General features: G+C 61.3%; 21 protein-coding genes. 7 read left to right on the top strand and 14 right to left on the bottom strand.

Features of this window, described 5'->3' with window-relative positions; genetic code table 11:
• Nucleotides 1-30: 30 nt before the first annotated feature.
• The 12 genes from PspCFBP13528_RS06520 to PspCFBP13528_RS06575 form a co-directional block, all read right to left on the bottom strand.
• The gene (locus PspCFBP13528_RS06520; RefSeq protein WP_065951958.1) at nt 31-795 is read right to left on the bottom strand and encodes an ATP-binding cassette domain-containing protein; all 765 of its coding nucleotides are present in this window, start codon (nt 793-795) and stop codon (nt 31-33) included.
• A 13-nt stretch (nt 796-808) separates the two neighbouring features.
• Nucleotides 809-1927 carry a succinylglutamate desuccinylase/aspartoacylase family protein gene (locus tag PspCFBP13528_RS06525; RefSeq protein WP_065951959.1) on the bottom strand — a complete coding sequence of 373 codons (1119 nt, stop codon included), beginning with the start codon at nt 1925-1927 and terminating at the stop codon, nt 809-811.
• A gap of 9 nt (nt 1928-1936) precedes the next feature.
• Nucleotides 1937-2647 (bottom strand): ABC transporter permease, encoded by a 711-nt coding sequence (locus tag PspCFBP13528_RS06530; RefSeq protein WP_065951960.1) that lies wholly within the window; start codon nt 2645-2647, stop codon nt 1937-1939.
• Nucleotides 2644-3372, bottom strand: coding sequence for an ABC transporter permease (locus tag PspCFBP13528_RS06535; protein ID WP_065951961.1), 729 nt, complete (start codon nt 3370-3372; stop codon nt 2644-2646). The genes PspCFBP13528_RS06530 and PspCFBP13528_RS06535 overlap by 4 nt, the downstream gene beginning before the upstream one ends.
• A gap of 56 nt (nt 3373-3428) precedes the next feature.
• Entirely contained in the window at nt 3429-4208 is a 780-nt protein-coding gene (locus tag PspCFBP13528_RS06540; protein ID WP_065951962.1) for a transporter substrate-binding domain-containing protein, read from the bottom strand.
• Between the two features lie 249 nt (nt 4209-4457).
• Nucleotides 4458-6092, bottom strand: a complete 1635-nt coding sequence (locus PspCFBP13528_RS06545; protein ID WP_137199829.1) for an ATP-dependent DNA ligase — start codon at nt 6090-6092, stop codon at nt 4458-4460.
• Nucleotides 6089-7093, bottom strand: a complete 1005-nt coding sequence (locus PspCFBP13528_RS06550) for a ligase-associated DNA damage response exonuclease (RefSeq protein ID WP_065951964.1) — start codon at nt 7091-7093, stop codon at nt 6089-6091. The genes PspCFBP13528_RS06545 and PspCFBP13528_RS06550 overlap by 4 nt, the downstream gene beginning before the upstream one ends.
• Nucleotides 7094-7275: 182 nt before the next feature.
• Nucleotides 7276-9717, bottom strand: coding sequence for a penicillin acylase family protein (locus PspCFBP13528_RS06555; protein ID WP_137199830.1), 2442 nt, complete (start codon nt 9715-9717; stop codon nt 7276-7278).
• Between the two features lie 202 nt (nt 9718-9919).
• Nucleotides 9920-10120, bottom strand: coding sequence for an SEC-C metal-binding domain-containing protein (locus PspCFBP13528_RS06560; RefSeq protein ID WP_065886122.1), 201 nt, complete (start codon nt 10118-10120; stop codon nt 9920-9922).
• On the bottom strand, nt 10117-10599 hold the full coding sequence (locus tag PspCFBP13528_RS06565) for an LEA type 2 family protein (RefSeq protein ID WP_101219335.1): 483 nt from the start codon (nt 10597-10599) through the stop codon (nt 10117-10119). The genes PspCFBP13528_RS06560 and PspCFBP13528_RS06565 overlap by 4 nt, the downstream gene beginning before the upstream one ends.
• Nucleotides 10600-10621: 22 nt before the next feature.
• The gene (locus tag PspCFBP13528_RS06570; RefSeq protein WP_065951968.1) at nt 10622-11092 is read right to left on the bottom strand and encodes a YchJ family protein; all 471 of its coding nucleotides are present in this window, start codon (nt 11090-11092) and stop codon (nt 10622-10624) included.
• A gap of 4 nt (nt 11093-11096) precedes the next feature.
• Nucleotides 11097-11594, bottom strand: a complete 498-nt coding sequence (locus PspCFBP13528_RS06575) for a DUF6231 family protein (RefSeq protein WP_065951969.1) — start codon at nt 11592-11594, stop codon at nt 11097-11099.
• A 188-nt stretch (nt 11595-11782) separates the two neighbouring features.
• Here PspCFBP13528_RS06575 and PspCFBP13528_RS06580 point away from each other — a divergent pair, with 188 nt between their 5' ends.
• Nucleotides 11783-12541 (top strand): collagen-like triple helix repeat-containing protein, encoded by a 759-nt coding sequence (locus PspCFBP13528_RS06580; RefSeq protein ID WP_065951970.1) that lies wholly within the window; start codon nt 11783-11785, stop codon nt 12539-12541.
• A 109-nt stretch (nt 12542-12650) separates the two neighbouring features.
• Here PspCFBP13528_RS06580 and PspCFBP13528_RS06585 read toward each other — a convergent pair whose 3' ends face one another.
• Nucleotides 12651-13115 (bottom strand): CopD family protein, encoded by a 465-nt coding sequence (locus PspCFBP13528_RS06585; protein ID WP_137199831.1) that lies wholly within the window; start codon nt 13113-13115, stop codon nt 12651-12653.
• Between the two features lie 99 nt (nt 13116-13214).
• On the opposite strand from PspCFBP13528_RS06585, the gene dinG reads away from it, so the two are divergent.
• The 6 genes from dinG (at nt 13215) to PspCFBP13528_RS06615 (ending at nt 21649) form a co-directional block, all read left to right on the top strand.
• Complete coding sequence (gene dinG, locus PspCFBP13528_RS06590) at nt 13215-15359, top strand: ATP-dependent DNA helicase DinG (protein ID WP_065951972.1); 2145 nt, start codon at nt 13215-13217, stop codon at nt 15357-15359.
• Nucleotides 15360-15447: 88 nt separating this feature from the next.
• Nucleotides 15448-17745 (top strand): beta-galactosidase, encoded by a 2298-nt coding sequence (locus PspCFBP13528_RS06595; RefSeq protein WP_137199832.1) that lies wholly within the window; start codon nt 15448-15450, stop codon nt 17743-17745.
• Nucleotides 17746-17828: 83 nt separating this feature from the next.
• The gene (locus tag PspCFBP13528_RS06600) at nt 17829-18974 is read left to right on the top strand and encodes a serine hydrolase domain-containing protein (protein ID WP_137199833.1); all 1146 of its coding nucleotides are present in this window, start codon (nt 17829-17831) and stop codon (nt 18972-18974) included.
• A gap of 142 nt (nt 18975-19116) precedes the next feature.
• Nucleotides 19117-20253 carry an OmpA family protein gene (locus tag PspCFBP13528_RS06605; RefSeq protein WP_065951975.1) on the top strand — a complete coding sequence of 379 codons (1137 nt, stop codon included), beginning with the start codon at nt 19117-19119 and terminating at the stop codon, nt 20251-20253.
• A gap of 27 nt (nt 20254-20280) precedes the next feature.
• Nucleotides 20281-20928, top strand: a complete 648-nt coding sequence (gene pdxH, locus PspCFBP13528_RS06610; protein WP_137199834.1) for a pyridoxamine 5'-phosphate oxidase — start codon at nt 20281-20283, stop codon at nt 20926-20928.
• 256 nt (nt 20929-21184) lie between these two features.
• On the top strand, nt 21185-21649 hold the full coding sequence (locus PspCFBP13528_RS06615) for a glycine zipper 2TM domain-containing protein (protein ID WP_003189251.1): 465 nt from the start codon (nt 21185-21187) through the stop codon (nt 21647-21649).
• A gap of 729 nt (nt 21650-22378) precedes the next feature.
• On the opposite strand, the gene nhaA is transcribed toward PspCFBP13528_RS06615, so the two are convergent.
• Entirely contained in the window at nt 22379-23563 is a 1185-nt protein-coding gene (nhaA, locus tag PspCFBP13528_RS06620) for a Na+/H+ antiporter NhaA (RefSeq protein WP_137199835.1), read from the bottom strand.
• Between the last annotated feature and the right edge of the window lie 104 nt (nt 23564-23667).

Raw genomic sequence — 23667 nt, forward strand, 5'->3', positions numbered from 1 at the left:
ATGCACAGACCCCCCAGGCGGTCTAAAGGTTTACTTCAAGTTACCGCTCAGGAATTGCTGCAGGCGCTCGCTCTTCGGATTGCCCAGCACGTCCGCCGGCGCACCTTGCTCTTCCACTCGGCCCTGGTGCAGGAACAGCACCTGGCTTGAGACTTTGCGCGCGAAGCTCATTTCATGGGTCACCATGATCATGGTGCGGCCTTCTTCGGCCAGGCCCTGGATCACTTTCAACACTTCACCCACCAACTCCGGGTCCAGTGCCGAGGTGGGTTCATCGAACAGCATCACCTCGGGTTCCATCGCCAATGCGCGGGCAATCGCGACCCGTTGCTGCTGGCCGCCGGAGAGGAACGCGGGGTATTGATCAGCCACTCGCGCGGGCAGGCCGACTTTATCCAGGTAGCGACGGGCGCGGTCTTCGGCGTCTTTCTTGCTGCACCCCAGCACGCGGCGCGGGGCCATGGTGATGTTTTCCAGCACGCTCATGTGGCTCCACAGGTTGAAGTGCTGGAATACCATGGCCAGCCGCGTGCGCAAGCGTTGCAACTCGGCATCGTCGGCCACGCGCATGCCGTGGCGGTCGCTGACCATGCGGATCGTTTGACCATCCAGGGTCATGGCGCCGTCGTTGGGCGTTTCCAGGAAATTGATGCAGCGCAGGAAGGTGCTCTTGCCCGAGCCGCTGGCGCCGATCAGGCTGATCACGTCGCCGGTCCTGGCCTTGAGCGAGACACCTTTGAGCACTTCATTGTCGCCATAGCTTTTATGCAGGCCTTCAACGGTCAATTTGTACATGGGGCGTGCATCCTCAAGGCGAAAGTAGGTAGCCGCTGCGGTAGGCCTCTGCGCCAGCGACATGGCTGATCACCATCCCGGCGGTGGCCATGCGCCGCAGCGAGCGCGCGTAAAGCAGGCCGGCATTGCGGCAATGCACGGGCGTTACGCGGTCGGTGATGGGGTCGATGATTTCGGCGATAAGCTGCCCGGCCTCCAGGTATTCCCCCGGCAAGGCGTGGAACACCAGCAAGCCGCCCACCGATGTGGTCACAGGCTCCACACCGGCCAGTGGCGTGGCCGGGTAGGGCAGCGCGGGCAGTGGCGGCGCGTCGCCTTCAATTGCGCCGCAGTGGGTCAGGTAATCGATGATCGCCTGGCAGTCCAGGGCAGCCAGGCCGTGGTTGACGTCGCCTTGGCCGCGCAATTCGACGGTCACGGAAAAACTGCCCAGGGGTATCGGGAAGCGCTTGGCGAAGCGTTGCTGCAACTGCCACCACACCAGGGTGAAACATTCATCGAAGGACTGCCCGCCGGAATCGGTGGCCAGCAGGTTGGCCTCCGAACCCAGGTAGCGCGCCAGCGGCTCCACCTGCGGCCAGGCCTCGGGCGTGGTGTAGAGGTGCGCCACGGCTTCGAAATCGCAGTGCAGGTCCAGCACCACGTCGGCATCGCACGCCAGGCGCTGCAGCACCAGGCGCTGGGATTGCAATTGAGTCGACGCCGTTTGCGCGGCCAGGGCGCCGGATAACGCGGTGCGGATCAACCGGGCGTTGTGTTGGGGATCATTGCCCAGCAAATCTTCGACCTGATCCCCGACCGCGTCGCTGAGGTCGACAAACAGGCGATTGAAGTTCTGTCCGCTTTCCAGCTCATAGCGGCCCAGGGGAATGTCCATCAGCACCTGTTCCAGCCCCACTGGATTGGCGACCGGTACCAGGACGATTTCGCTGCGCACGCGCCCGTTCGCCGCCAACTGTGCCAGGCGCGCCTTCAAGTGCCAGGCCACCAGCATGCCCGGCAGTTCATCGGCGTGCAGTGATGATTGGATGTAGACCTTGCTTTTGGCCTGTTCCGGGCCGAAGTGGAAACTGTGTATCTGTCGCGCCGTGCCGGGCACCGGCGCAATCAGGTCATGTCGCTGATGACGCATGAGCGCTCCTTAATGGCTCGGCCCGAGAAAGGCCAGCCAGCGGCGTTCCGCCAGTCGAAACAGGCCGACCAGGGCGAAGGTCACGGCCAGGTAAATCAATGCCGCGATGCCGAATGATTGAAAAGTCATGAAGGTGGCCGAGTTGGCGTCCCTGGCGACTTTGAGGATGTCCGGAATGGTTGCGGTAAACGCCACGGTGGTCGAATGCAGCATCAGGATCACTTCGTTGCTGTAGTAGGGCAACGACCGGCGCAGTGCCGACGGCATGATCACATAGGCGTACAGCTTCCAGCCGCTGAGGCCGTAGGCCTTGGCCGCTTCGACTTCGCCGTGGGCCATGCTGCGGATCGCCCCGGCGAAAATTTCCGTGGTGTAGGCGCAGGTATTGAGGGCGAAGGCCAGGATTGTGCAGTTCATCGCATCGCGAAAGAACGCATCGAGGACCGGTTGCGCGCGCACGGCGGCGATGCTGTAGATGCCGGTGTAGCAAATCAGCAACTGGATATACAGCGGCGTGCCGCGAAACAGGTAGGTGTAGAACTGCACCGGCCAGCGCACCAGGCGCCTGCGCGATACACGGGCGATAGACAGGGGAATCGAGACTATGAAGCCGATCACCAGTGCTGCGCTGAGCAGCCAGAGAGTCATGGCCAGGCCGGTGATGTGCTGGCCGTCGCTATAAAGGAACGGGCGCCAGTATTCCTGCAACAGCTCGATCATCGCACGGCCTCCCGTGAACCTGCGGCGTAGCGACGTTCAAGACGGCGCAAGACAAAATTGGAGGCGCTGGTGATCAACAGGTAGATCAGCGCGGCGAGCACCAGGAAGTAGAACAGTTGGTAGGTGCTCTTGCCGGCATCCTGGGCCGCTTTCACCAGATCAGCCAGGCCAATGATCGACACCAGCGCCGTGGCCTTGAGCATCACCATCCAGTTGTTGCCGATGCCCGGCAGGGCAAAGCGCATCATTTGCGGGAAGGTCACGTAGCGAAACCGTTGCCCGCGCTTGAGCCCGTAGGCGGTGGCGGCTTCCAGCTGGCCACGGGGCACGGCCAGAATCGCGCCTCGAAAGGTCTCGGTGAAATAAGCCCCGTAGATAAAGCCCAGGGTGATGACCCCGGCGCTGAAGGGGTCGATCTCGATGTATTCCCATTCCATAAAGTCGGTCAGGCCGGTCAGCCAGGTTTGCAGGCTGTAGAAAATCAGCAGCATCAGCACCAGGTCGGGGACGCCGCGAATCAATGTGGTGTAGAGCTGGGCGGGGATACGCAGCAAGGGCAGGCTGGACAGTTTGGCGCTGGCGCCGAGCAGGCCCAGCAACACGCTGACGGCCAGGGACAGCACCGACAATTTGAGGGTCATCCAGGTGCCTTGCAGCAACAGCGGGCCGAAACCCTTCAAGCTGAACGCGCTCAGCCCGAGAGTTTGCAACAGATCTTCGAACATAAATCAGGACCTATGGCGATAAAAAAGCGCCCCTTGAAAAAGGGGCGCCCCAGGCATTATTTGCCGCTGTACAGGTTCAGATCGCCAAAGTGTTTCTTCTGGAGGGTGGCGTAGGTGCCATCATCGTGTAACGCTTTGATACCTTTATCCAAAAGCGCCTTGAGCTCAGTGTTACCTTTTTTGATACCGATCGCGGTTTTCGCTGGCAGCAGCGGGTCGTCGATGGCGGCGCTGACTTCGTAGCCGGCACCGGCTGGCGACTTGAGGAAGCCCAATTCGGCTTGCAGCATGTCCTGCACGGAAGCGTCGAGGCGCCCGGACGTCAAGTCGGCATACACCTGGTCTTGGTTGGCGTAGGCCTTGGTGGTCACACCGGCCTTGTCCAACACGGCCTTGGCGTAGGCTTCCTGGATGGTGCCTTGCTCATAGCCCACGGATTTGCCCTTGAGCGATTCAGGCGTCGAATACCCTGCACCTTTTTTGAACACCAGCGAGGTAGGGCCCGAGAACAGCTCGTTGGAGAAGTCGATAGCCTTCTCGCGCACCGGGGTCACGGTCATGGAAGAAATCACACCGTCGAACTTGTTGGCTTTCAGGCCCGGGATCATGCCGTCAAAGTCGCTTTCAACCCATTTGCACTTGACCTTCAGTTCCGCGCAGATGGCGTTGCCCAGGTCAATGTCGAAGCCCACCAGGCTGCCGTCGGCGGCCTTGGATTCGAATGGTGCGTAGGAGGGATCGACACCGAAACGCAATTCCTTGTATTCCTTGGCGGTTGCAACACCTGCAGCCATGCACAGAGCCAGTGCAGAAAGGGTCAGCAATGCTTTTTTCATTATGTGTTCCCTGGAAACCAAGATAAGCGCTTGTGGCGCGTTTAGGACTGTTACTGAACGGTGTCAGACGCAGCACAAGTAGCAATTTCTGCACCATAGTTCCGAATGATCGTTTTAAAAGGTGGGATAAGGGATTTCTAAGCGTAGGAAATGCCCACTAGTGGGCATTCGGAAAAGGTTGCACCATTACAGGTCATATGGAGATTCCAATGTGGGAGGGGGCAAGCCCCCTCCCACAATTGATTTCTGTCAGGCCAGTAAGTCCTGCAGCGTAGCCAGACTATCGGCTTCCTCCACCGGCTTATCCTGGCGCCAGCGCAACATCCGCGGGAAGCGCACCGCAATGCCGCTCTTGTGCCGCTTGGACAGGGCGATGCCTTCGAAGCCCAACTCAAACACCATACTCGGCGTGACGCTGCTGACCGGGCCGAATTTTTCCACGGTGGTCTTGCGCACGATTGCATCGACCTTGCGCATTTCTTCATCAGTCAGCCCCGAATACGCCTTGGCGAACGGCACCAGTGTGCGCTCGCTGCCCGGCGGGCCATCCCAGACCGCGAAGGTGTAATCGCTGTACAGGCTGGCGCGCCGGCCATGGCCGCGCTGGGCGTAGATCAACACTGCGTCGACGCTGAACGGGTCGACCTTCCACTTCCACCACAGGCCCATGTCCTTGGTGCGGCCCACACCGTAGAGGCCTTTGCGATCCTTGATCATCATGCCTTCGACACCGAGGCTGCGGGAGGCTTCGCGTTGCACGGCCAACGCCTCCCAGGTGTGCCCCTCGAGCACTGGCGAGGGCAACAGCACGGGTTGATTGCACTGCGCGATCACGCGTTCCAGCTGCGTACGGCGTTCAGCCAGGGGGTGGTTGCGCCAGTCATCGCCCTGATATTCGAGCAGGTCGTAGGCGAGCACCGCCACCGGCGCGTCCTCAAGCACTTTTTTACTCAGTGTCTTGCGGCCGATCCGCTGTTGCAGCAGGGCGAAGGGTTGCACCGCGTCCTTCCAGACCACGATTTCACCGTCGATCACGGTGCCGTCCGGCAAGCCGCTGACCAGGTTGTGAAGCTCGGGGAAACGCTCGGTCACCAGTTCTTCGCCGCGCGACCAGACCCACAAGCGGCCCTCACGCTTGACCAATTGCGCGCGAATGCCATCAAACTTCCATTCCACTTGCCAGTCGGCGGGGGAGCCGAGCAGCGCGTCAAACTGCTCCAGCGGTTGCGCCAAGCCATGGGCGAGAAAAAACGGATACGGCTGCCCGCCGCGTTGCGCATGCTCGTCGGATGATTCGGGGGCAATCAGTTTGAGATAGCCGGCGGGAGTAGGGCGATTGGACAGGTCGGTGTAGCCCACCAGCCGTTGGGCCACGCGCTTGCTGTCGAGCCCGGCCATGGCGGCAAGCGCGCGGGTCACCAGCAGTTTGGACACGCCGACGCGAAAGCTGCCGGTGATCAATTTGATACACACCATCAGGCTCGGTTGATCCAGTTGCGCCCACAGCGCTGGCAGGCGCTCGGCCAGTTCAAGCGGCGCAAGGCCACGCAGCGGTAACAGTTTGTCTTCCAGCCACACCGCCAGGCCATCTTCAGAGGTGTAGGTGGATTCGGGTAACAGCAGGGAAATGGTCTCGGCCAGATCGCCGACGGACTGATAGCTTTCTTCGAACAACCACGGCTCGATGCTCGCCGCTTGCGTCGCCATGTCCCTGAGCAGGCGGGTCGGCACCAATTGTCGCGGCCGCCCGCCTGAGAGGAAGTACACCGCCCAGGCCGCATCCTGCGGCGGTGCCTGCTGGAAATAGTCTTGCAGTGCCGCCAGCTTGGCGTTGCTGGAAGTCGTGGCGTCGAGGTTGGCGTACAGCTCGGCGAAGGCTTTCATGCGCTGGCCTCTTCGTCGTCGTCGCCGTATTCGGTGCTGAACCCTTGAGCGTCCAAGCCTTTCTCGCGCAGATGGCGTACCAATACGCCGACCGAACCGTGGGTAACCATCACCCGCTCGGCGCCGGTCTGCTCAATCGCCCACAACAGTCCGGGCCAATCGGCATGGTCCGACAGCACAAAGCCGCGGTCGACCCCGCGGCGCCGCCGCGTGCCGCGCAGGCGCATCCAGCCGCTGGCGAAGGCGTCGCTGTAGTCGCCGAAGCGGCGTATCCAGGTGCTGCCACCGGTGGAGGGCGGGGCGATGATCAGGGCCTGGCGCAGCAGCGGGTCGTTTTTTTTGAAGTCGCCGGCGTACAGCGTTTCGGGAATGTAGATACCTGCTTCGCGGTAGACCCGGTTCAGTGGCTCGACGGCGCCATGGCTGAGGATCGGGCCGATGCTGGCATCGATACCATGCAGAATCCGTTGTGCCTTGCCAAAGGAATAGCAGAACAATACGCTGGCCTTGCCGGCGGCGATATTGGCCTGCCACCAGTCGTTAATGCCGGAGAAAATCTGCGCCTGCGGCTGCCAGCGGTAGATCGGCAGGCCAAAGGTGGATTCGGTGATAAAGGTGTGGCAGCGCACCGGTTCGAAAGGCGCGCAGGTACCATCGGGCTCGACCTTGTAATCGCCGGACGCGACCCAGACCTCACCCTGATATTCCAGGCGCACCTGGGCCGATCCGAGGACATGCCCGGCCGGGTGGAAACTCAGTGTGACACCGTGGTGAACGAGTTTCTCGCCGTAGGCCAGCGTCTGCAGGTTGATGTCCTGGCCGAGGCGCGAGCGCAGAATGCCTTCGCCGGGGGCGGCGGCTAGGTAATGCTCATTGCCGGTGCGGGCGTGGTCGCCGTGGGCATGGGTGATCACGGAGCGTTCCACCGGGCGCCAGGGATCGATGTAGAAATCCCCAGCGGGGCAATAGAGGCCTTCGGGTCGGGCGATGACGAGGTCCATGGGGTGACCGGGGAGATGGGCTTGTTACTTATGAGGCGGGGGGCTGTGCAGAAGTTCTATCAGAATGCATGGGGCCAAATGTGGGAGGGGGCTTGCCCCCGATAGCAGTAGTTCAGTCAATGAATGTGTTGACTGTCACACCGCTATCGGGGGCAAGCCCCCTCCCACATTTGAAAACCGGGTTACTTGCCGGGTGTCAGGGTCAACCTGGTTTTGCCATACACCTTGTCAAAGTTCTGCGGCTGCATCGGGAAGCTCAGGTATTGCGCCTTGAGTGATGGATCGATGCCGTTGGCATAGTTCGGGCTGGCCGGGTTGCCCGACTGGCCGGTGCCGCCCTGGCCCATCATCGGTTCGGGCTGGCCGAAGTCGACAATCATGCGCAGCGCCGACGTCTGGGCCACATTGAAATCCTGCCCCCAGGTGTAGGGGGCCGGGTTCAGGGTGTTGTGGTCGCCGCCGCTGGCGAAAGGCCCGCGGATAACCTGGCCGCTGGCGTTTTTCCAGGTGGTGGTGTGCAGCTTGCCCCATTGCCAGGCCTTGTGATCGGCGCCCAGCAGGCTGTCGCCGGTGCTGATCGCAGCGGCCAGGGTGCGTGCGAGAATCGCCGGCTTGTCTTCTTTTTGCGGTGTGCGCGTGTCATCCCAGAGCGGGCTGTCTTCACGGCCCAGCAAATGGTCTGCGGTGGCTGAGTAGGACAGGCTGGCGTTGCTGACAAAGGCTTTCCAGCTGGCGCTGTGTTCCGGACCGAGTTTGTCGAGGAAAATCTGTTTGGCGCTTTCCTGCAGGAACAGTTCGTAGACCGCCGCGTCGGCGGACGTCGGTGCAAGGCGACCCTCAAAGGCCATCAAGCGGCCCAGTGCTTCGCGCGCCTTGGCCTGTTCGGCGGCGGGTAGCGCATCGATTGCCTGTTTCAACGGCTGGGCCATGCCCGGCGCCTGGAACATACCCTTGAGTTTGGCGGCAAAGGTGGTGGTCTGGTCGTATTGCATGGCGATCACGCTGCGGCTGTCGTGTTTGCCGGCGTTGGCCAGTTGCGCCAGGCGCTCGCTGCGCTCCGGCGCGTCCCAGGAATTGGACAGCTGCATGCCATAGCCACGCGGAGCAGTGCGCTGGTTGGCGGTGCCGATCCAGCCTTGAGCCGGGTCCTGGTCATAGGGGTGCAGCATGGCGTCGGCGTAACCGTCCCAGTCAAAGCGCGTATCCCAGCCCGGCGAGGGCAGCAGGCCTTCGCCTTCGCGGCGGTTGGGAAAGCGGCCGGTGACTTGCCAGCCGATGTTGCTGGCGTCGGCGAAGATCATGTTCAGCGCAATGGCGCGAATTTCGCGTGTGGCGTCCGAAGCCTTGCCGGCATTCTGTGCGCGGGACAGGTCGAAGAACGCATCCAGGCTCTTGTCGTCTTTCAAATCGGCGGTTTGCAGGGCCAGGCCAAAACCGCTGGTGAGCGCCTGGCTGCTGTTGAGCAAGGCGCCGTGGCGGGTTTCGTACACCACGTCGCGAATCGAGCGCTGGCCTTTGATGAAGAAGGTCTCGTTACGCACGCCGGCCGCTAGCCATTTGCCGTTGTTTTCGTAGTACAGCGCGCTGCCCTGGCGTTTGACCTTTTCCAGGAACAGGTCCTGGGTGTCGCCCTTGACCGCGCTCATGCTCCACGCCACCTTGCCGTTGAAACCCGACAGCAGGGTCGGCAGGCCGGCAATCGACGCGCCGACCGCCTGATATTTCGGTGCACGGATCTGCACATAGCTCCAAGGCGTGGGTGCTTGCGGCTGGGCGGCGATGTCGTTGGCCAGCAGGCTTTTGCCGCTGCGGCTGCGTTGCGGCCCGATGGCCCAGTTGCTCGACGTGGTCACGCCCAGGGCATTGAGGCTGTTGAGTTGCTGGCTGACCGTGTCCAACCCGGCAAGACCCGTGACCTGGCTCAGGTTCACGCCCTTGAGCTTGTCGGCCTCGGCCAGCGGGATCGCCTCGTCCGGCGCGCTGGGAATAAGCCAGGCGAGCTTGTCGACGCCGACTTTTTGCGCCAGCACCAGCGACGAGATTTCTTCCTGCAGGTTGCTCGACTCACTGAAATTCAGCAGGCAGAACAGCAGCGCCGAATCTTCCGGTTTCCAGTACTCGGGTTTATAGCCGGTCTGGGCCAGGTCTGTCGGCAGCTTGTCGCGGTAGCGGAACAGGTAGGCGTTGACGCCCCGCGCGTAGACTTCGAAGAAACGCTTGAGCCGCGGCGACGACGCGTTGTACAGCTCGCCGGCGCTCTTTTTCAGGTTGACCGCGCGCATGAAGCGGTCGACATCAAGCACCTCGGGACCGGACATTTCCGCCAAGCGGCCCTGAGCCAGCAGCCGCAGGGTGACCATCTGGGTGATCCGGTCGCTGGCATGCACGTAGCCAAGGCTGAACAGCGCGTCGTGGAAGGTGTTGCTTTCGATCAGCGGCATGCCTTGGGCATTACGGCGTATCGACACGTTTTGTGCCAGGCCTTTGATCGGCTGTACGCCGGCTGCGGGGGGCAGAGTGTCCTGGGTGTTCTGGAGCTGGCAACCGGACAGGCTCAACGCACTGACCACTGCCGCGGCAACGCCGAACCGGGGAAGAAAATGTGTAAGGGCTGGCGAGGCCATGGCAAAGCTCCTGCGGGGGGTAGCGTCATTAAAGGCGCTACGTTAGTGAGCGCGGCGAAACGACGCAAGCGGGAGTTGTGTAATTGGATGAGTACCCATGTGGGAGGGGGGTTGCCCCCGATAGCGGTGGGTCAGTAACAAATAGGCTGACTGACACACCGTATCGGGAGCAAGCCCCGTCCCACATTGAGTTTCGAGTGGCTTAAGCGCCGTGGCACTTCTTGAATTTCTTCGCGCTGCCGCATGGGCAAGGATCGTTGCGACCGACGTCTTTCAACGCGTTGCGCACCGGCTCCTGGTGAGCGTGGCCGCAGTTCGGGCCGTGGACATGGCCGTGGTCGTGATCCTGGTGATCGTGATCGTGGTTGCAGTCAGGACCATGGACATGGGGTTGCTGAGTCATCGATGTCGCTCCGGAATAAAATCGCCGGGGATTATCTCGCCATTGTGGGCCACCTGCACGTCATTACCGATGAATAAGCCGGTTTTCAACTCGCCTTCAAGACGATAAGGCACGGGACGCTCGGGGTTTTTCAGCAGTTGCACCACATCGCGTATTCGCGGCCACAGGTTGGTACGCACCGACACCCGGAAGTATTTATGGCTGCGCGGCGGTACGGTCAGCCATTCGTTGGACTCGCCTTCGGTCAGCACCAGGTCGCCGAGGGTGACCTTGTAGATCAGGCCACGCACGGTCAAGTCCGCATCGTCGCGGTTGTCCACGCGAAAGTAGAGCTTGAACTTCTGCTCCAGCAACTTGGCACGCACCACTTCGACTTTCACCAGCGATACGTGGGGCGGCGGCGAATCGTCCTCGAACCAGGAGGCGCATCCGCTCAGGCCCAGGGTTAACGCCAGCATCAGGCTGAATGTGCGAAGCATTGGCGTTATCCCTGTCAGGTCGTTAAAAATAGCTGGAACAGCACTTCTTGAACTTCTGCCCGCTGCCGCACAGGCATGGGTCATTGCGCCCGGCCTTCACTTCCACCGTCGGGTCGATGAAGTACCAGCGCCCCTCATTCTGTACGAAAGAAGACCGTTCGCGGTGGCTATGTTCACCGGTACTGTCATGCCAGCGCGCCGTGAAGGTCACGAAGGCATGTTCCGGTTGGCCGCCGAAGACCTCGGAATTTTCCACCTCCAGCCCAAGCCAGGTGCTCTGGGCACTCCAGGCGGTAATGGCCTCGCGGTCCAGGCCGGCCTGTTGCGCCGGCAAGGTGGTAGCCACCAGATAGTCGACCAGGCCCAGCACATAGGCGCTGTAGCGCGAGCGCATCAATGCGCTGGCACACGGCGCGGGGTGGCCGGCGTGGTAATGGCCGCAGCAGGCATCCAGCAGATTGCCACTGCCGCAGGGGCAAATGGATGTACTCATTGTGTTACCACCAATACTTGCCAAAATTTTCCGGGTTGGCCCAGAAGCGGGCGTTGAGCCAGTCGGGTACTTGTTTATAGTCAAGCAGATCATAGGTAAACAGCGTCAGCACCTGCTCATTGCGCTCAAAGCGTTCGCCGGCCTGCAGGGCCAGGGAGAAAAAATCGGTGTCCTTCCAGTCGCAGGCGCCCAGGTCCACCAGCACTGCGATGCGGCTGGCATTGAGGTTGCGAATGCCGCCCAGCAACGTCAGACCCTGGGATTTGGGCAGGTGTTCAAGGCAATCGACCACCAGCGCCAGGTCAAAACGCTGCGCCGCCAGTTCGGCGGGCAACGGTCCGGGTGGGGCAATGCTGACACGCACATCGGGATGCGCCGTCTTAAACGCATCCAGTGCGGGAAACTGGCTGGCGCCCAACAACAACAGGCGTTTGGGGGCGTGCAGGTCCAGCAGCGCGGCCAACGCTTGCTGGGGTGTACGGGAAGAAATTCCAGCGGTCATTTAAGATCCTCACATCAGGACCCTAGAGACTAGCGCGGCTGGGCGTGCGGGCCTAGCGCATCAGTGCCAATAGCGCCGGTGCCTGAGCCGGGCCTTCTGAAGTTTTTTGATCCTTCACTGGCAAATCGCCTGTAGAAGTCGTTACTGTGCGTCCAAAGAAAAATTCGGAAACACTCGGGAGCCCCATGATGCGTAAGGTTTTTCTGCTGGCCCTGTTGGTCAGCCCCGTTGCCCTGGCCCAGAGTGTCAGTGTTGAAACCCATTCGTTGATGCGCCTGCCTAGCAGCACCAGCGTGTTGCAGCTCGAGCGCCTGGACGTGGCGGACTACGGCACCCTGTTGATTCCGGCCACCATCAGTCAGATCGCGGTGGAGGAACTGCATTTGGGACGTGAAGCACGTATCGCCATCGTCCCCGGCACTACCGCGCTGCAGTTGCAGGTGCGCCAGGCTCAACTGGATCACGGCAGCCAGATCACCTCTCGCGGCGCGCCCGGCACCCATGAAAGGCCAGCCAAGCCGGGGCGTGACTTGACCTTGCGTATCGAGTCGCTGACTGCAGAAGAACTGTCGGTGGATGCCCGCGGTGGCGCCGGTGCCCAGGGGTATGCCGGCCTGGATGGCGCCAATGGCGTCGATCCGGGTTGCACCTGGGGTTCGGCCGGGCGTGGGTTCAATGGCGATAACGGCGGCGATGGGTTACCGGGTGCGTCGGGTGCGTTAGTGCGCGTGGAGTTGCCGCAGGCCTTCCCGGCTGATCAGATCAAGGTCCTGGTGGACGGCGGGCCTGGGGGCTTGGCCGGTGTTGCGGGTAAACCCGGCAAGGGCGGTCAGTCCAAGGGCTGCCTGGTGTACCGCGCCGATGGCGGTGAAAAAGGCCGCTCGGGCTTGGAAGGGCAGCCAGGGCCGGCCGGGCCTGCGGGGGCGGTGACCATTCAGCGGCTTTAATAGAACTGTAGCCGCAAGTTACAAGCTGCAAGCTGCAAGTGAAAAGCCTTGTGGCTTGTAGCTTGTGGCTTGTGGCTTGTAGCTTGTAGCTTGTAGCTTGTAGCTCCATTCAAACCATCGGCCTAGCCGAAGCAATTGCCACCACCACCAACCCCACAATCAAGTTGATCCCCACCAACTTGCGAATCTGCCCCAATGCAGCCGCGCCCGCCGGCCAGTCCTCAGCCGCCACCGCCGCCTTCAATGCCGGAAACTTCAACGCCTGGATGCGGATAAACAGCGCCGTCATCACCAGATACAAGCCCATCATCACCTGCACATAGCGCGGCGCCGTTTCAAAACCGTTGAAGCGCAGGTGCAGCAGGCCGACGCCGCTGATCGGCAAAATCAGCACCGCCACCCACACCCATACAAAAAAACGTTGAAACACATTTGCCCACAACTTCAGCCGGGCAGGGCCCTCAAGGGCCGCCATGGCGGCGGGGCGCAGGATCATCCAGGCGAAAAACATACCGCCGACCCAGATCAGGGCGGCCACTACATGCAGGGTGTAAACGAGGCTAAACGCGGTCATTGTGGTACTCCGTTCTGCGCGGGATTAATTAGCGGGGTATGATAGCGGCCGATCCGAACCACTGAAAATTTATCCAGCGTTTTTTGCGCCCGACTATCCATGATCAGCACTGAACTCAAAACTACGATCCAGGGCGCCTACACGCGTTTTCTCGAAGCCAAGAGCTTGAAACCGCGCTACGGCCAACGCCTGATGATCGCCGAAGTGGCCAAGGTCCTCGGGGATATCGACACCGACGACGAAGGCCGGCGCAGTGGCGACCCCGCGATCGTGGCCGTCGAGGCCGGCACCGGTACCGGCAAGACTGTAGCCTACAGCCTGGCCGCGATCCCTACCGCCAAGGCCGCCGGCAAACGCCTGGTGATTGCCACCGCGACCGTCGCCCTGCAGGAGCAGATCGTCTACAAAGACCTGCCTGACCTGATGCGCAACAGCGGGCTGAATTTCACATTCGCGCTGGCCAAGGGCCGTGGCCGTTACATGTGCCTGTCCAAGCTTGACGTGCTGCTGCAGGAAGGCCATGCGCAGACCGCCACCGCCTCGCTCTTCGAAGAAGAAGGCTTCAAGATCGAAGTCGACGAAGTCAGCCAGAAACTGTTTACCAGCATGATCGAAAAACTTGCCGGTAATAAATGGGACGGCGACCGCGACAGCTGGCCCACCGCCCTGGAAGACTCCGACTGGGCGCGCCTGACCACCGACCACAGTCAGTGCACCAACCGCCATTGCCCCAACTTTGGTCAGTGCGCCTTCTACAAGGCCCGCGAAGGCATGGGCAAGGTCGATGTGATCGTCACCAACCACGACATGGTGCTGGCCGACCTGGCCCTGGGCGGCGGCGCGGTACTGCCGGACCCGCGTGACACCCTGTATGTGTTCGACGAAGGCCATCACCTGCCCGACAAGGCTATCGGACACTTCGCCCACTACACACGCCTGCGCTCCACCGCCGACTGGCTGGAGACCACCGCGAAGAATCTCACCAAGTTACTGGCCCAGCACCCGCTGCCCGGCGACCTGGGCAAATTGATCGAGCAAGTCCCGGAATTGGCGCGGGAGATCAAGACCCAGCAGCAGTTCATGTTCAGTGCCTGCGAGCAGGTGGCCGACTTCAAGCCCGGCGAAGACGTGGAAGGCCGTGAGCGGCCGCGTCACCGGTTTGTGGGCGGGATGATTCCCGAGCATATGCGCGAAATGGGCATTGAGCTGAAGAAAGGCTTTTCCCGTCTCACCGACCTGTTCACCCGTCTGACCGACCTGCTCAAGGAAGGCATGGATGGCGAGGTCAACATCGGCATCGCCAGCAACCAGGCCGAAGAATGGTACCCGCTGTTCGGCAGCCTTTTGTCCCGCGCCCAGGGCAACTGGGAGTTGTGGACGGCCTTTACCGTCGAAGACCCGGAAGACAACCCGCCGATGGCGCGCTGGCTGACCTTGGCGGAAAGCGGTGCGCTGTTCGATATCGAGGTCAATGCCAGCCCGATCCTCGCCGCCGAAATGCTGCGCCGCAACCTGTGGAACGTGGCCTACGGCTGCCTGGTGACGTCGGCCACGCTGACCGCCCTGGGCACCTTCGACCGCTTCCGCATGCGCGCCGGCTTGCCGAAAAAGGCCGTCACTGCGGTGGTGCCGAGCCCGTTTCATCACGCCGATGCTGGCGTCCTGCGGGTGCCCGACCTCAAGGCCGACCCACGGGACGCGGCGGCGCACACGGCGGCGATCATCCGCGACCTGCCCGAGTTGGTGGAAGGCTCGCGGGGCACCCTGGTGCTGTTTTCGTCGCGCAAACAGATGCAGGATGTGTTTGACGGTCTTGACCGCGACTGGCGTAAACAGGTGTTCATCCAGGGCAACCTGTCCAAGCAGGAAACCTTGAACAAGCACAAGGCGCGGGTCGATGGCGGTGATTCCAGCGTGTTGTTCGGCCTGGCGAGCTTTGCCGAGGGCGTGGACTTGCCCGGTGCCTACTGCGAGCATGTGGTCATCGCCAAGATCCCGTTTTCGGTGCCGGATGATCCGGTCGAAGCGGCGCTGGCCGAATGGATCGAAGCACGCGGCGGCAACCCGTTCATGGAAATCTCGGTGCCCGACGCTTCGCTCAAGCTGGTGCAGGCCTGCGGGCGCTTGCTGCGCACCGAGCAGGACCGGGGCACCATCACGTTGCTCGATCGCCGCCTGGTCACCCAGCGCTATGGCAAGGCAATCCTGAATGCCTTGCCGCCTTTCAGGCGCGAAATTTCTTAAGCCACGGTGGGCGAACTCGTCCACTTCGTGGTCTATCTCAAGTATGTCATCAGGCCATTCACCGGCCGTCTGGGAGAACCTTGTTCGTATGATTCGCACGCTGCCCGCTCTTTTTGCCCTGCTGTTCGCCGCGCCCTTGATGGCCGCGCCGGCCGGGCAACAAACGCTGTTCAACTTCGTCCGGCCCGCCGATGTGGTCAAGGTGGCGACTCAGGACGCCAGCCTGCCGCAATACAACGCCGAACAAACCCCGGAGGGCGAGGTGCTGCGCCGCATCACCTTCAACCCGGCGGCCGAGCCGAGCCTGGTGCTCAGCCCGCAAACCGGCGTGTGGGACTGGTCGCAATCGGGTGCCATGAGCCTGCGCATCCAGAGCGCCATGAATTGGGCGTTGACCCTTTACGTAAAAGTACAAAGTGCCGACGGCAGGACCCTGGTCAGTCGCATCGACTTGCCGGCCGGCCCGGCCCAGACCTTGCTGGTGCCACTGCAAGCCAACTCGCCGCTGAGCCAGGGCATGAAGGCCGGCCCGCCGATGCCGATGACCATGGACGGCCAGCGTGTCTTGCTGGCCGCCAGCGCCGGGGAAGTCGACCGCAGCCAAGTGGTGTCGGTGACGCTGTCGATGATCAAACCCAATGCCGCCCAAAGCATCCTGCTGGAGCGCTTTGGCGTGCAAGACAGCGAACCGGTGATGAAGGCCGCCTACAGCGAACTGGTGGACGCTTACGGCCAGTCCACCCGCGCGCGCTGGCCGGAAAAAGTCAGCAGCGACGAACAGCTCAAGGCCGCAGCCGCCAAGGAGCAGCAACAACTGAAGGGATGGCTTGCCGAGCGTGACAAATCCGCCCTGGATCAGTACGGCGGCTGGAACAAAGGCCCGGCGTTCGAGGCCAGCGGCTTCTTCCGCACTGAAAAGCGCGACGGTCGCTGGTATCTGGTCACGCCGCAGGGCCATCCGTTCTACTCGCTGGGCGTCAATACCGTGGCTGCGGACAACAGCCAGACCTACGTGGCGGGGCGGGAGTGGATGTTTGCGGCGCTGCCCAAGGCCGGTGAACCCTTCGACAAGTATTACGGCCGTGGCGACAACCGTACCGGCAACGGCGCGGGCGAGGGTCGCGGTTTCGGTGCGGGGCGCTGGTATGATTTTTATGGCGCCAACCTGCAGCGCACCTACGGCGGTGACGGCTTCGATCAGAAACGCTGGGTGACCCATACCCTCGACCGTCTGCAAGCCTGGGGCTTCAACACCGTGGGCAACTGGAGCGAGCCGGACCTGGCCAAGGCCGACCGTGTGCCTTACACCTTGCCGCTGTCGATTGTGGGTGACTACGCCAGCATCAGCACCGGCACCGACTGGTGGGGCGGCATGCCCGACCCGTTCGACCCACGCTTCGCCATGGCCACTGAGCGCGCCGTGGCCATCGCCGCTCGCGATCATCGCGACGACCCGTGGCTGATCGGCTTCTTCGCCGACAACGAACTGGCCTGGGCCGGCCCTGGCGACGACGCAAAATCGCGCTATGCCCTGGCCTACGGCACCTTGCGCATGACCACCGACGTACCGGCCAAGCGTGCTTTCCTCAAGCAACTGCGCGACAAGTACCGCAATGAAGACGGTCTGTCGAAAGCCTGGGGCATCCATCTGGCCGGTTGGGAGCTGATGGAAGACCCCGGCTTCGAGCCGCCGATGCCTGACCCGGAACACCCTGAAATCGAGGCCGACTTCAAGTATTTCCAGAAGACTTTTGCCGATGCCTACTTCAAGACCATCTCCGACTCGCTGAAATGGCACGCCCCCAACCAACTGCTGCTGGGCGGGCGTTATGCCGTGAGCACCCCCGAAGCCGTGGCGTCGTGTGCACAGTATTGCGATGTGCTGAGCTTCAACATGTATACCCTCAAGCCCCAGGACGGTTATGACTTCGCCGCCCTGCGCGCACTCGACAAACCGGTATTGATCACCGAATTCAACTTTGGCTCGACCGACCGCGGCCCGTTCTGGGGCGGTGTGACGCAGTTGGCCCGTGAAGAAGAGCGCGGCGCGGCCTATGCCGCCTTCCTCAAGCAAGCCATGGCGGAGCCGTCGATTGTCGGCGTGCACTGGTTCCAGTACCTTGACCAGCCCGTGACCGGACGCCTGCTGGACGGTGAAAACGGCCATTTCGGCCTGGTGGGCATGACTGATGTGCCCTTTCAGGGGTTTGTCGACAGCGTGCGTAAAAGCAATCTCGCGGCGGTCGACCAGCTGGGTAAGGAGGCTGAAAAAGCCAGGGCGACCGGTGCGGCCCGTGAGAGCGAAGGCGGCCGCTCGGGCCAGGCGGGCAAAGATGCCGGCCAGGGCGCCGGGCATGCCGGCGGGCACTCCGGAAATGGTCATTGATTCGTCGTTGACGGGTTCACAAATCCTACAATGGCTGGAACAATGTCGGTCACTTTTCATGCAGTTTTCTTGAGGTCGTTCCGGTGCAGATTCAGGGTCATTACGAGCTCCAGTTCGAAGCGGTACGTGAAGCGTTTGCCGCATTGTTCGATGACCCTCAGGAGCGCGGTGCCGGGCTTTGCATCCAGGTCGGCGGCGAGACGGTTGTCGATCTGTGGGCCGGTACCGCCGATAAGGACGGCGCCGAAGCCTGGCACAGTGACACGATCGTCAATCTGTTCTCCTGCACCAAGACCTTCACTGCGGTCACCGCCCTGCAACTGGTGGCCGAAGGCAAACTGAAGCTGGATGCGCCCGTGGCCGATTACTGGCCGGAATTTGCCGCGGCGGGCAAAGCGTCCATTACCTTGCGCCAGTTGCTCTGCCATCAGGCCGGGCTGCCGGCGATCCGCGAGATGCTGCCCACCGAAGCCTTGTACGACTGGCAACTGATGGTCGATACCCTGGCGGCCGAAGCGCCGTGGTGGACACCCGGCCAGGGCCATGGCTACGAGGCAATCACCTATGGCTGGCTGGTCGGTGAACTGTTGCGCCGTGCCGATGGGCGCGGGCCTGGCGAGTCTATCGTGGCGCGGGTGGCGCGGCCGTTGGGGCTGGATTTCCACGTGGGCCTGGCGGACGAAGAGTTTTACCGTGTCGCCCATATAGCCCGCAGCAAAGGCAATATGGGCGATGCCGCGGCACAACGGTTACTTCAAGTAATGATGCGTGAACCCTCGGCGATGACTACGCGTGCATTTGCCAACCCGCCGTCTATTCTGACCAGCACTAATAAACCCGAATGGCGGCGTATGCAGCAACCCGCGGCAAATGGTCACGGTAATGCACGCAGCCTGGCCGGGTTTTATAGTGGTTTATTGGATGGTAGTTTGCTGGAAAGCGAGATGCTCGAACAATTGACCCGTGAACACAGTATCGGAGCGGATAAAACCTTATTGACCCAAACCCGTTTCGGCCTGGGTTGCATGTTGGATCAACCGCAGGTGCCCAATGCTACGTTCGGCCTTGGCCCGCGCGCATTCGGGCATCCCGGGGCAGGGGGCTCGGTAGGGTTTGCCGACCCTGAGCATGATGTAGCCTTCGGTTTTGTGACTAATACCCTGGGGCCCTATGTACTTATGGACCCACGGGCTCAGAAGTTGGTCGGAATATTGGCCGGTTGTCTATAAACCCCTTGCTGTTTCACAATTTTTTGTTACAAAGACACGTATAAGAAGACGCTGAACGCAATGATGTAACTTCAATGTTCTTTAAGCGTCTGGTTAACGGGGCATTTGGCCCCTTGGTTTTTTCTCATTTTGTGGATATCTCATGTTATCGAACAAGTCCTTGGCACTGGCGCTGTGCCTCACTATTACTGGCTGTGCACAAACTCCACAAAATGATGCCGAAGGTGGGCACTGGTGGTCATTTGGATCAGATAAGGCTGCTACCAAGGACGCAGTGACCCAGACCGACGCCAAACCGGATGCCAAGCCTGCTGCCGATGCCAAGCCTGTTGCGCCTGTCGCCGCGGCGCCTGCTCCGGCAGCCAAGAGCGACACCGGTTTCAACTGGTGGCCATTCGCCGCCAAGAGCGCCGACGAAAAGGCCGCCGAGGCCAAGGCCGATCTGAAAGCGGACCTCCAGGCCGCCACCCCGGCTCCCGTGGCCAAGACCGACACCGAAGCCCATTGGTGGTGGCCGTTCGATACCAAGCCCAAGCCACTGGCCAAGGTCGATGTGACCAACGTGCAGATGCCCGATCCGAAAATCACCCAGGCCTGGCTGGACGATTACGAGCCGCGCCTGCGCGCCGCGATCAAGGACAGCAACCTGCAATTGGAACGTCGCGACAACGTACTGGTGGTGATCGCCCCGGTAGACGGTTCATACAACCCGAAACGCCCGGCGATGCTGCTGCCGGTGACCCTGGGCCCGTTCACTCGCGTTGCCAAGGCCGTTGAAGCGGACCCAAAGACCGCCGTACTGGTTCTGGGCCACGTTGATGCCACCGGCAGCGCTCCGGCCAGCCAGGCGCTGAGCAAGGAACGTGCGCAGTCGATCGCTTCGATTTTCAGCCTCAGCGGTTTGAAGCAGGATCGCCTGATGCTGCGTGGCATGGGCGACCTGATGCCGCGCGCCGCCAATGACAGTTCCCAGGGCCGTGCGCTGAATCGTCGCATGGAAATCATGTTCACTCAACGTTCAACTATGTTGGCGCTGCTGAGCCAGTACAACTCGGGCAAGACCCCGCCTGTGGCTGAAATGGTTGCCGTGCAGGACGTTCCCGCACCGGCCCCGGCGGCAAAAGCTCCAGCGAAAAAAGCACCGGCCAAGAAAGCTGCCGCCAAGCCAGCCGCCAAGTCAGCCGCTAAAAAGGCTCCGGCCAAACCGGCTGCGAAGAAACCGGCTCCGGCCAAAGCCAAGGCTGCTGCACCGGCAAGCAACGACCAGGCGAAAAACTGATCCGTTGAACCACAAGGATAAAGCCGCATGACCCAGGCACTGGCCGATATGCGCCGTGACTACACACGGGACGGTTTGAGCGAGGCCCAGGCCCCGGACGAGCCGTTTGCCTTGTTCCACCAATGGTTCGCCGATGCGGTGAAAACCGAGCAGGCACCGGTGGAGGCCAATGCCATGACCCTGGCGACGGTCGACCAGGACGGTCGGCCGCACTGTCGCATCCTGTTGCTCAAAGGCCTGGATGCCAAGGGCTTTACCTTCTTTACCAACTATCAGAGCGCCAAGGGTGAGCAACTGGCGGCGCGGCCGTTCGCGGCCATGACGTTTTTCTGGCCGACCCTCGAGCGCCAGGTGCGTATTGAAGGGCGCGTGGTCAAGGTCACGCCTGAAGAGTCGGATGCTTACTATCAGGTGCGCCCCCTGGGCAGCCGCCTGGGTGCGTGGGCATCGCCGCAGAGCCAGGTCATTCGTGATCGCGAAGAACTGCAGCAACTGCTCAAGGCGACTGAACAACGTTTCAGCGACACCCAGCCCGATTGCCCCGAGCATTGGGGAGGCTATCGTTTGCTGCCGGAGCGCATCGAGTTCTGGCAAGGCCGCGCCAGTCGTCTGCATGATCGTCTCGACTATCGGCTGCAAGCGGGCCAATGGACGCGCGCGCGTCTTGCGCCTTGAGCGTCTCCTTTCGTCATTCCACCCGAATCATGCCCTGCGCGCCGAAGTCTTTATGTACGAGATTTCGGCGTTTTCGGCTGTATGGCTACACTGATCAACCAGGCTATGGCATGGTGCGGCTTAGCAACCGTTCGTCGAATCTTGTGGTGTCGGAAGTCTGTACTCAGGCTGAATGAAAGCACTTTTCTGCCTGGCTTGCCGTGACAGGCGCCAAGCCGCAGCGTTTAATGAATACCTGTCCTTTGGAGTTGATGCTATGCGTAAGTCCGTTTTACTAGTTGCCTGCTTTACTACCCTGTCCTTGCTGTTGGGTGGCTGCGCCTCGAGTCTGACCGGCGACTCCTACTCCCGTGACGAGGCGCGTCGTGTACAGACCGTTCGCATGGGCACTATCGAATCCCTGCGTCCGGTGAAAATCGAAGGCACCAAAACCCCAATCGGCGGCGCTGCCGGTGCAGTCATCGGCGGCGTTGGCGGCAGCGCCATCGGCGGCGGTCGTGGCAGTATCGTCACCGCTGTGATCGGCGCGGTAGCCGGCGGCCTGCTGGGATCGGCCACCGAAGAAGGCCTGACCCGCACCCAGGGCGTGGAAATCACCGTTCGCGAAGACGACGGCAGCATGCGCGCCTACGTACAAGCCGTGCAGGAAAATGAAATTTTCCGCATTGGCGACCGCGTACGCATCATGACGGTTGACGGTACCAGCCGCGTTACCCGCTAAGCGGTCAGCGAAAGGCAAAGAAAAACCCCAACCGGGTGACGGGTTGGGGTTTTTTGTTTAATAGGCCATGAGCTTGTCGTTTAGAAAAAACTTAATCGCACATAATAAAAAACCGCCTTAGTAGGGCGGTTTTTTATTGCAGGCCCACTTTGGCACGGGCTTGCGGTCTCACGGGAGCACTGACGTGTTCACGATACTACTGCTTTTTCAGCGCGCAGAGCAAGGCTTGAGGATCAGTGGTTCTCATTGATGTAATGATCTTTTTTGTAGATTTTAATCTGCAAAAACGAGCAACAACTCCATAGTGTAATCAGCTTTTGTCTGTCACACCTTGGCGCGACAGTTGGGCTAGTATCGCCGTCGTTCTGCGCTCTTCGTGAAGTAGGTTGGCCGGGTTCGCGCGCAAATTTTGGACCGACTGCCACGGGCTAGTAATCCGTGCCGGATTGATGCGCGAGGACCATAAACCCGGCCCGCCTCACAGGAGCACTGACGTGCACCCGAAGGCTCACATGTTCCGGTAAGTGCGCTGGAGGTAAGGCCCAACGTTTGGAGGGCCGAGTATGTCTAAGTTTGCACGACGTACGTGGAACCTCGTAGTGAATGCCCTGCGTGTTTATCACGTATGGGTATTCCTGCGGGACAGTTTCGATGACCTGTAAGGTCTGAGAAGCGGAGCCGCCTCGATTCAGTTCGAGGCGGCTTTTTGGTGTTTGGCTATCACCTCAACTAGGAAATGACGGCTTTCCTGCGACTCGCCAGCGCCGTCACCGCATAACCGATACACGCCGCCACTATCGAACCGGTCAGAATCCCCATGCGATCTTCGCCGGCAAACTCGCTGACGCCCGGTACGAAGGCTAGTGAGCCGACAAACAGGCTCATGGTAAAGCCGATACCACAGAGAATCGCTACCCCCAGCACCTGGCCCCAGTTCGCGCCGCTGGGCAGTGAGGCAATGCCGGTCTTGATGGCCAGCCAGGTCAGGCCGAACACACCGATGGTCTTGCCGATCAACAGGCCGGCGGCGATGCCCATGGGCACAGGGTGGGTAAAGCTTTCGAGGCTGACGCCGGTGAGGGACACCCCGGCGTTGGCAAACGCGAACAGCGGCAGGATGGCGTAGGCCACCCACGGGTGCAGGGCATGTTCCAGGGTCAGCAGGGGCGAGGTTTCGGCGTTCCGGGTGCGCAGTGGAATGCAGAACGCCAGGGTCACCCCGGCCAGGGTGGCGTGCACGCCGCTCTTGAGCACGCACACCCACAGGATCAGGCCGATGATCATATACGGCCCGAGCTTGACCACACCCAGGCGGTTCATCGCAATCAACGCGATCAAGCATGCCGCTGCACCTGCCAGGGAAGCCCCGGACAGGTCGGCGGAATAGAACAGCGCAATGACGATAATGGCGCCCAGATCGTCAATGATTGCCAGGGTCATCAGGAACAGTTTCAGCGACACCGGCACGCGTTTGCCCAGCAGTGCCAGGACGCCCAGCGCAAAGGCGATATCCGTGGCCATCGGGATTGCCCATCCGGCGAGGGCCGCAGGGTTGTCCTTGTTCAATGCCCAGTAGATGAGCGCGGGTACGACCATGCCGCCGATAGCCGCCGCACCCGGAAGGACGACCTGCGACGGTTTGGACAGGTGACCGTCGAGCAGCTCGCGTTTGACTTCGAGGCCGATCAGCAGGAAGAACAACGCCATCAGGCCGTCATTGATCCAGAGCAAGGCGGGCTTGGCGATTTGCAGCGCGCCAATCTGGGCCACCACGGGCGTGTCGAGAAAGGCGCCGTACAGGTGTGACAACGGTGAGTTGTTGATAATCAGCGCCAAGGCGGCAGCCGCGATCAGCAACAGGCCGCTGGCGGCCTCCAGCTGGAAGAAACGGGTGAAAGTGCTACGCAGAGGCAAGGGATGCTCTCCAATCCAGGTTCAATAGGTGGGTACCCTAACCCGTACCGTTAGTTGTTAAAACAAAAGTTATATTCTTATTTGTTATAAGCGTTGGGTAGAGC

The organism is Pseudomonas sp. CFBP13528, assembly GCF_005233615.1.
Classification (GTDB): Bacteria; Pseudomonadota; Gammaproteobacteria; order Pseudomonadales; family Pseudomonadaceae; genus Aquipseudomonas; species Aquipseudomonas fluorescens_AM.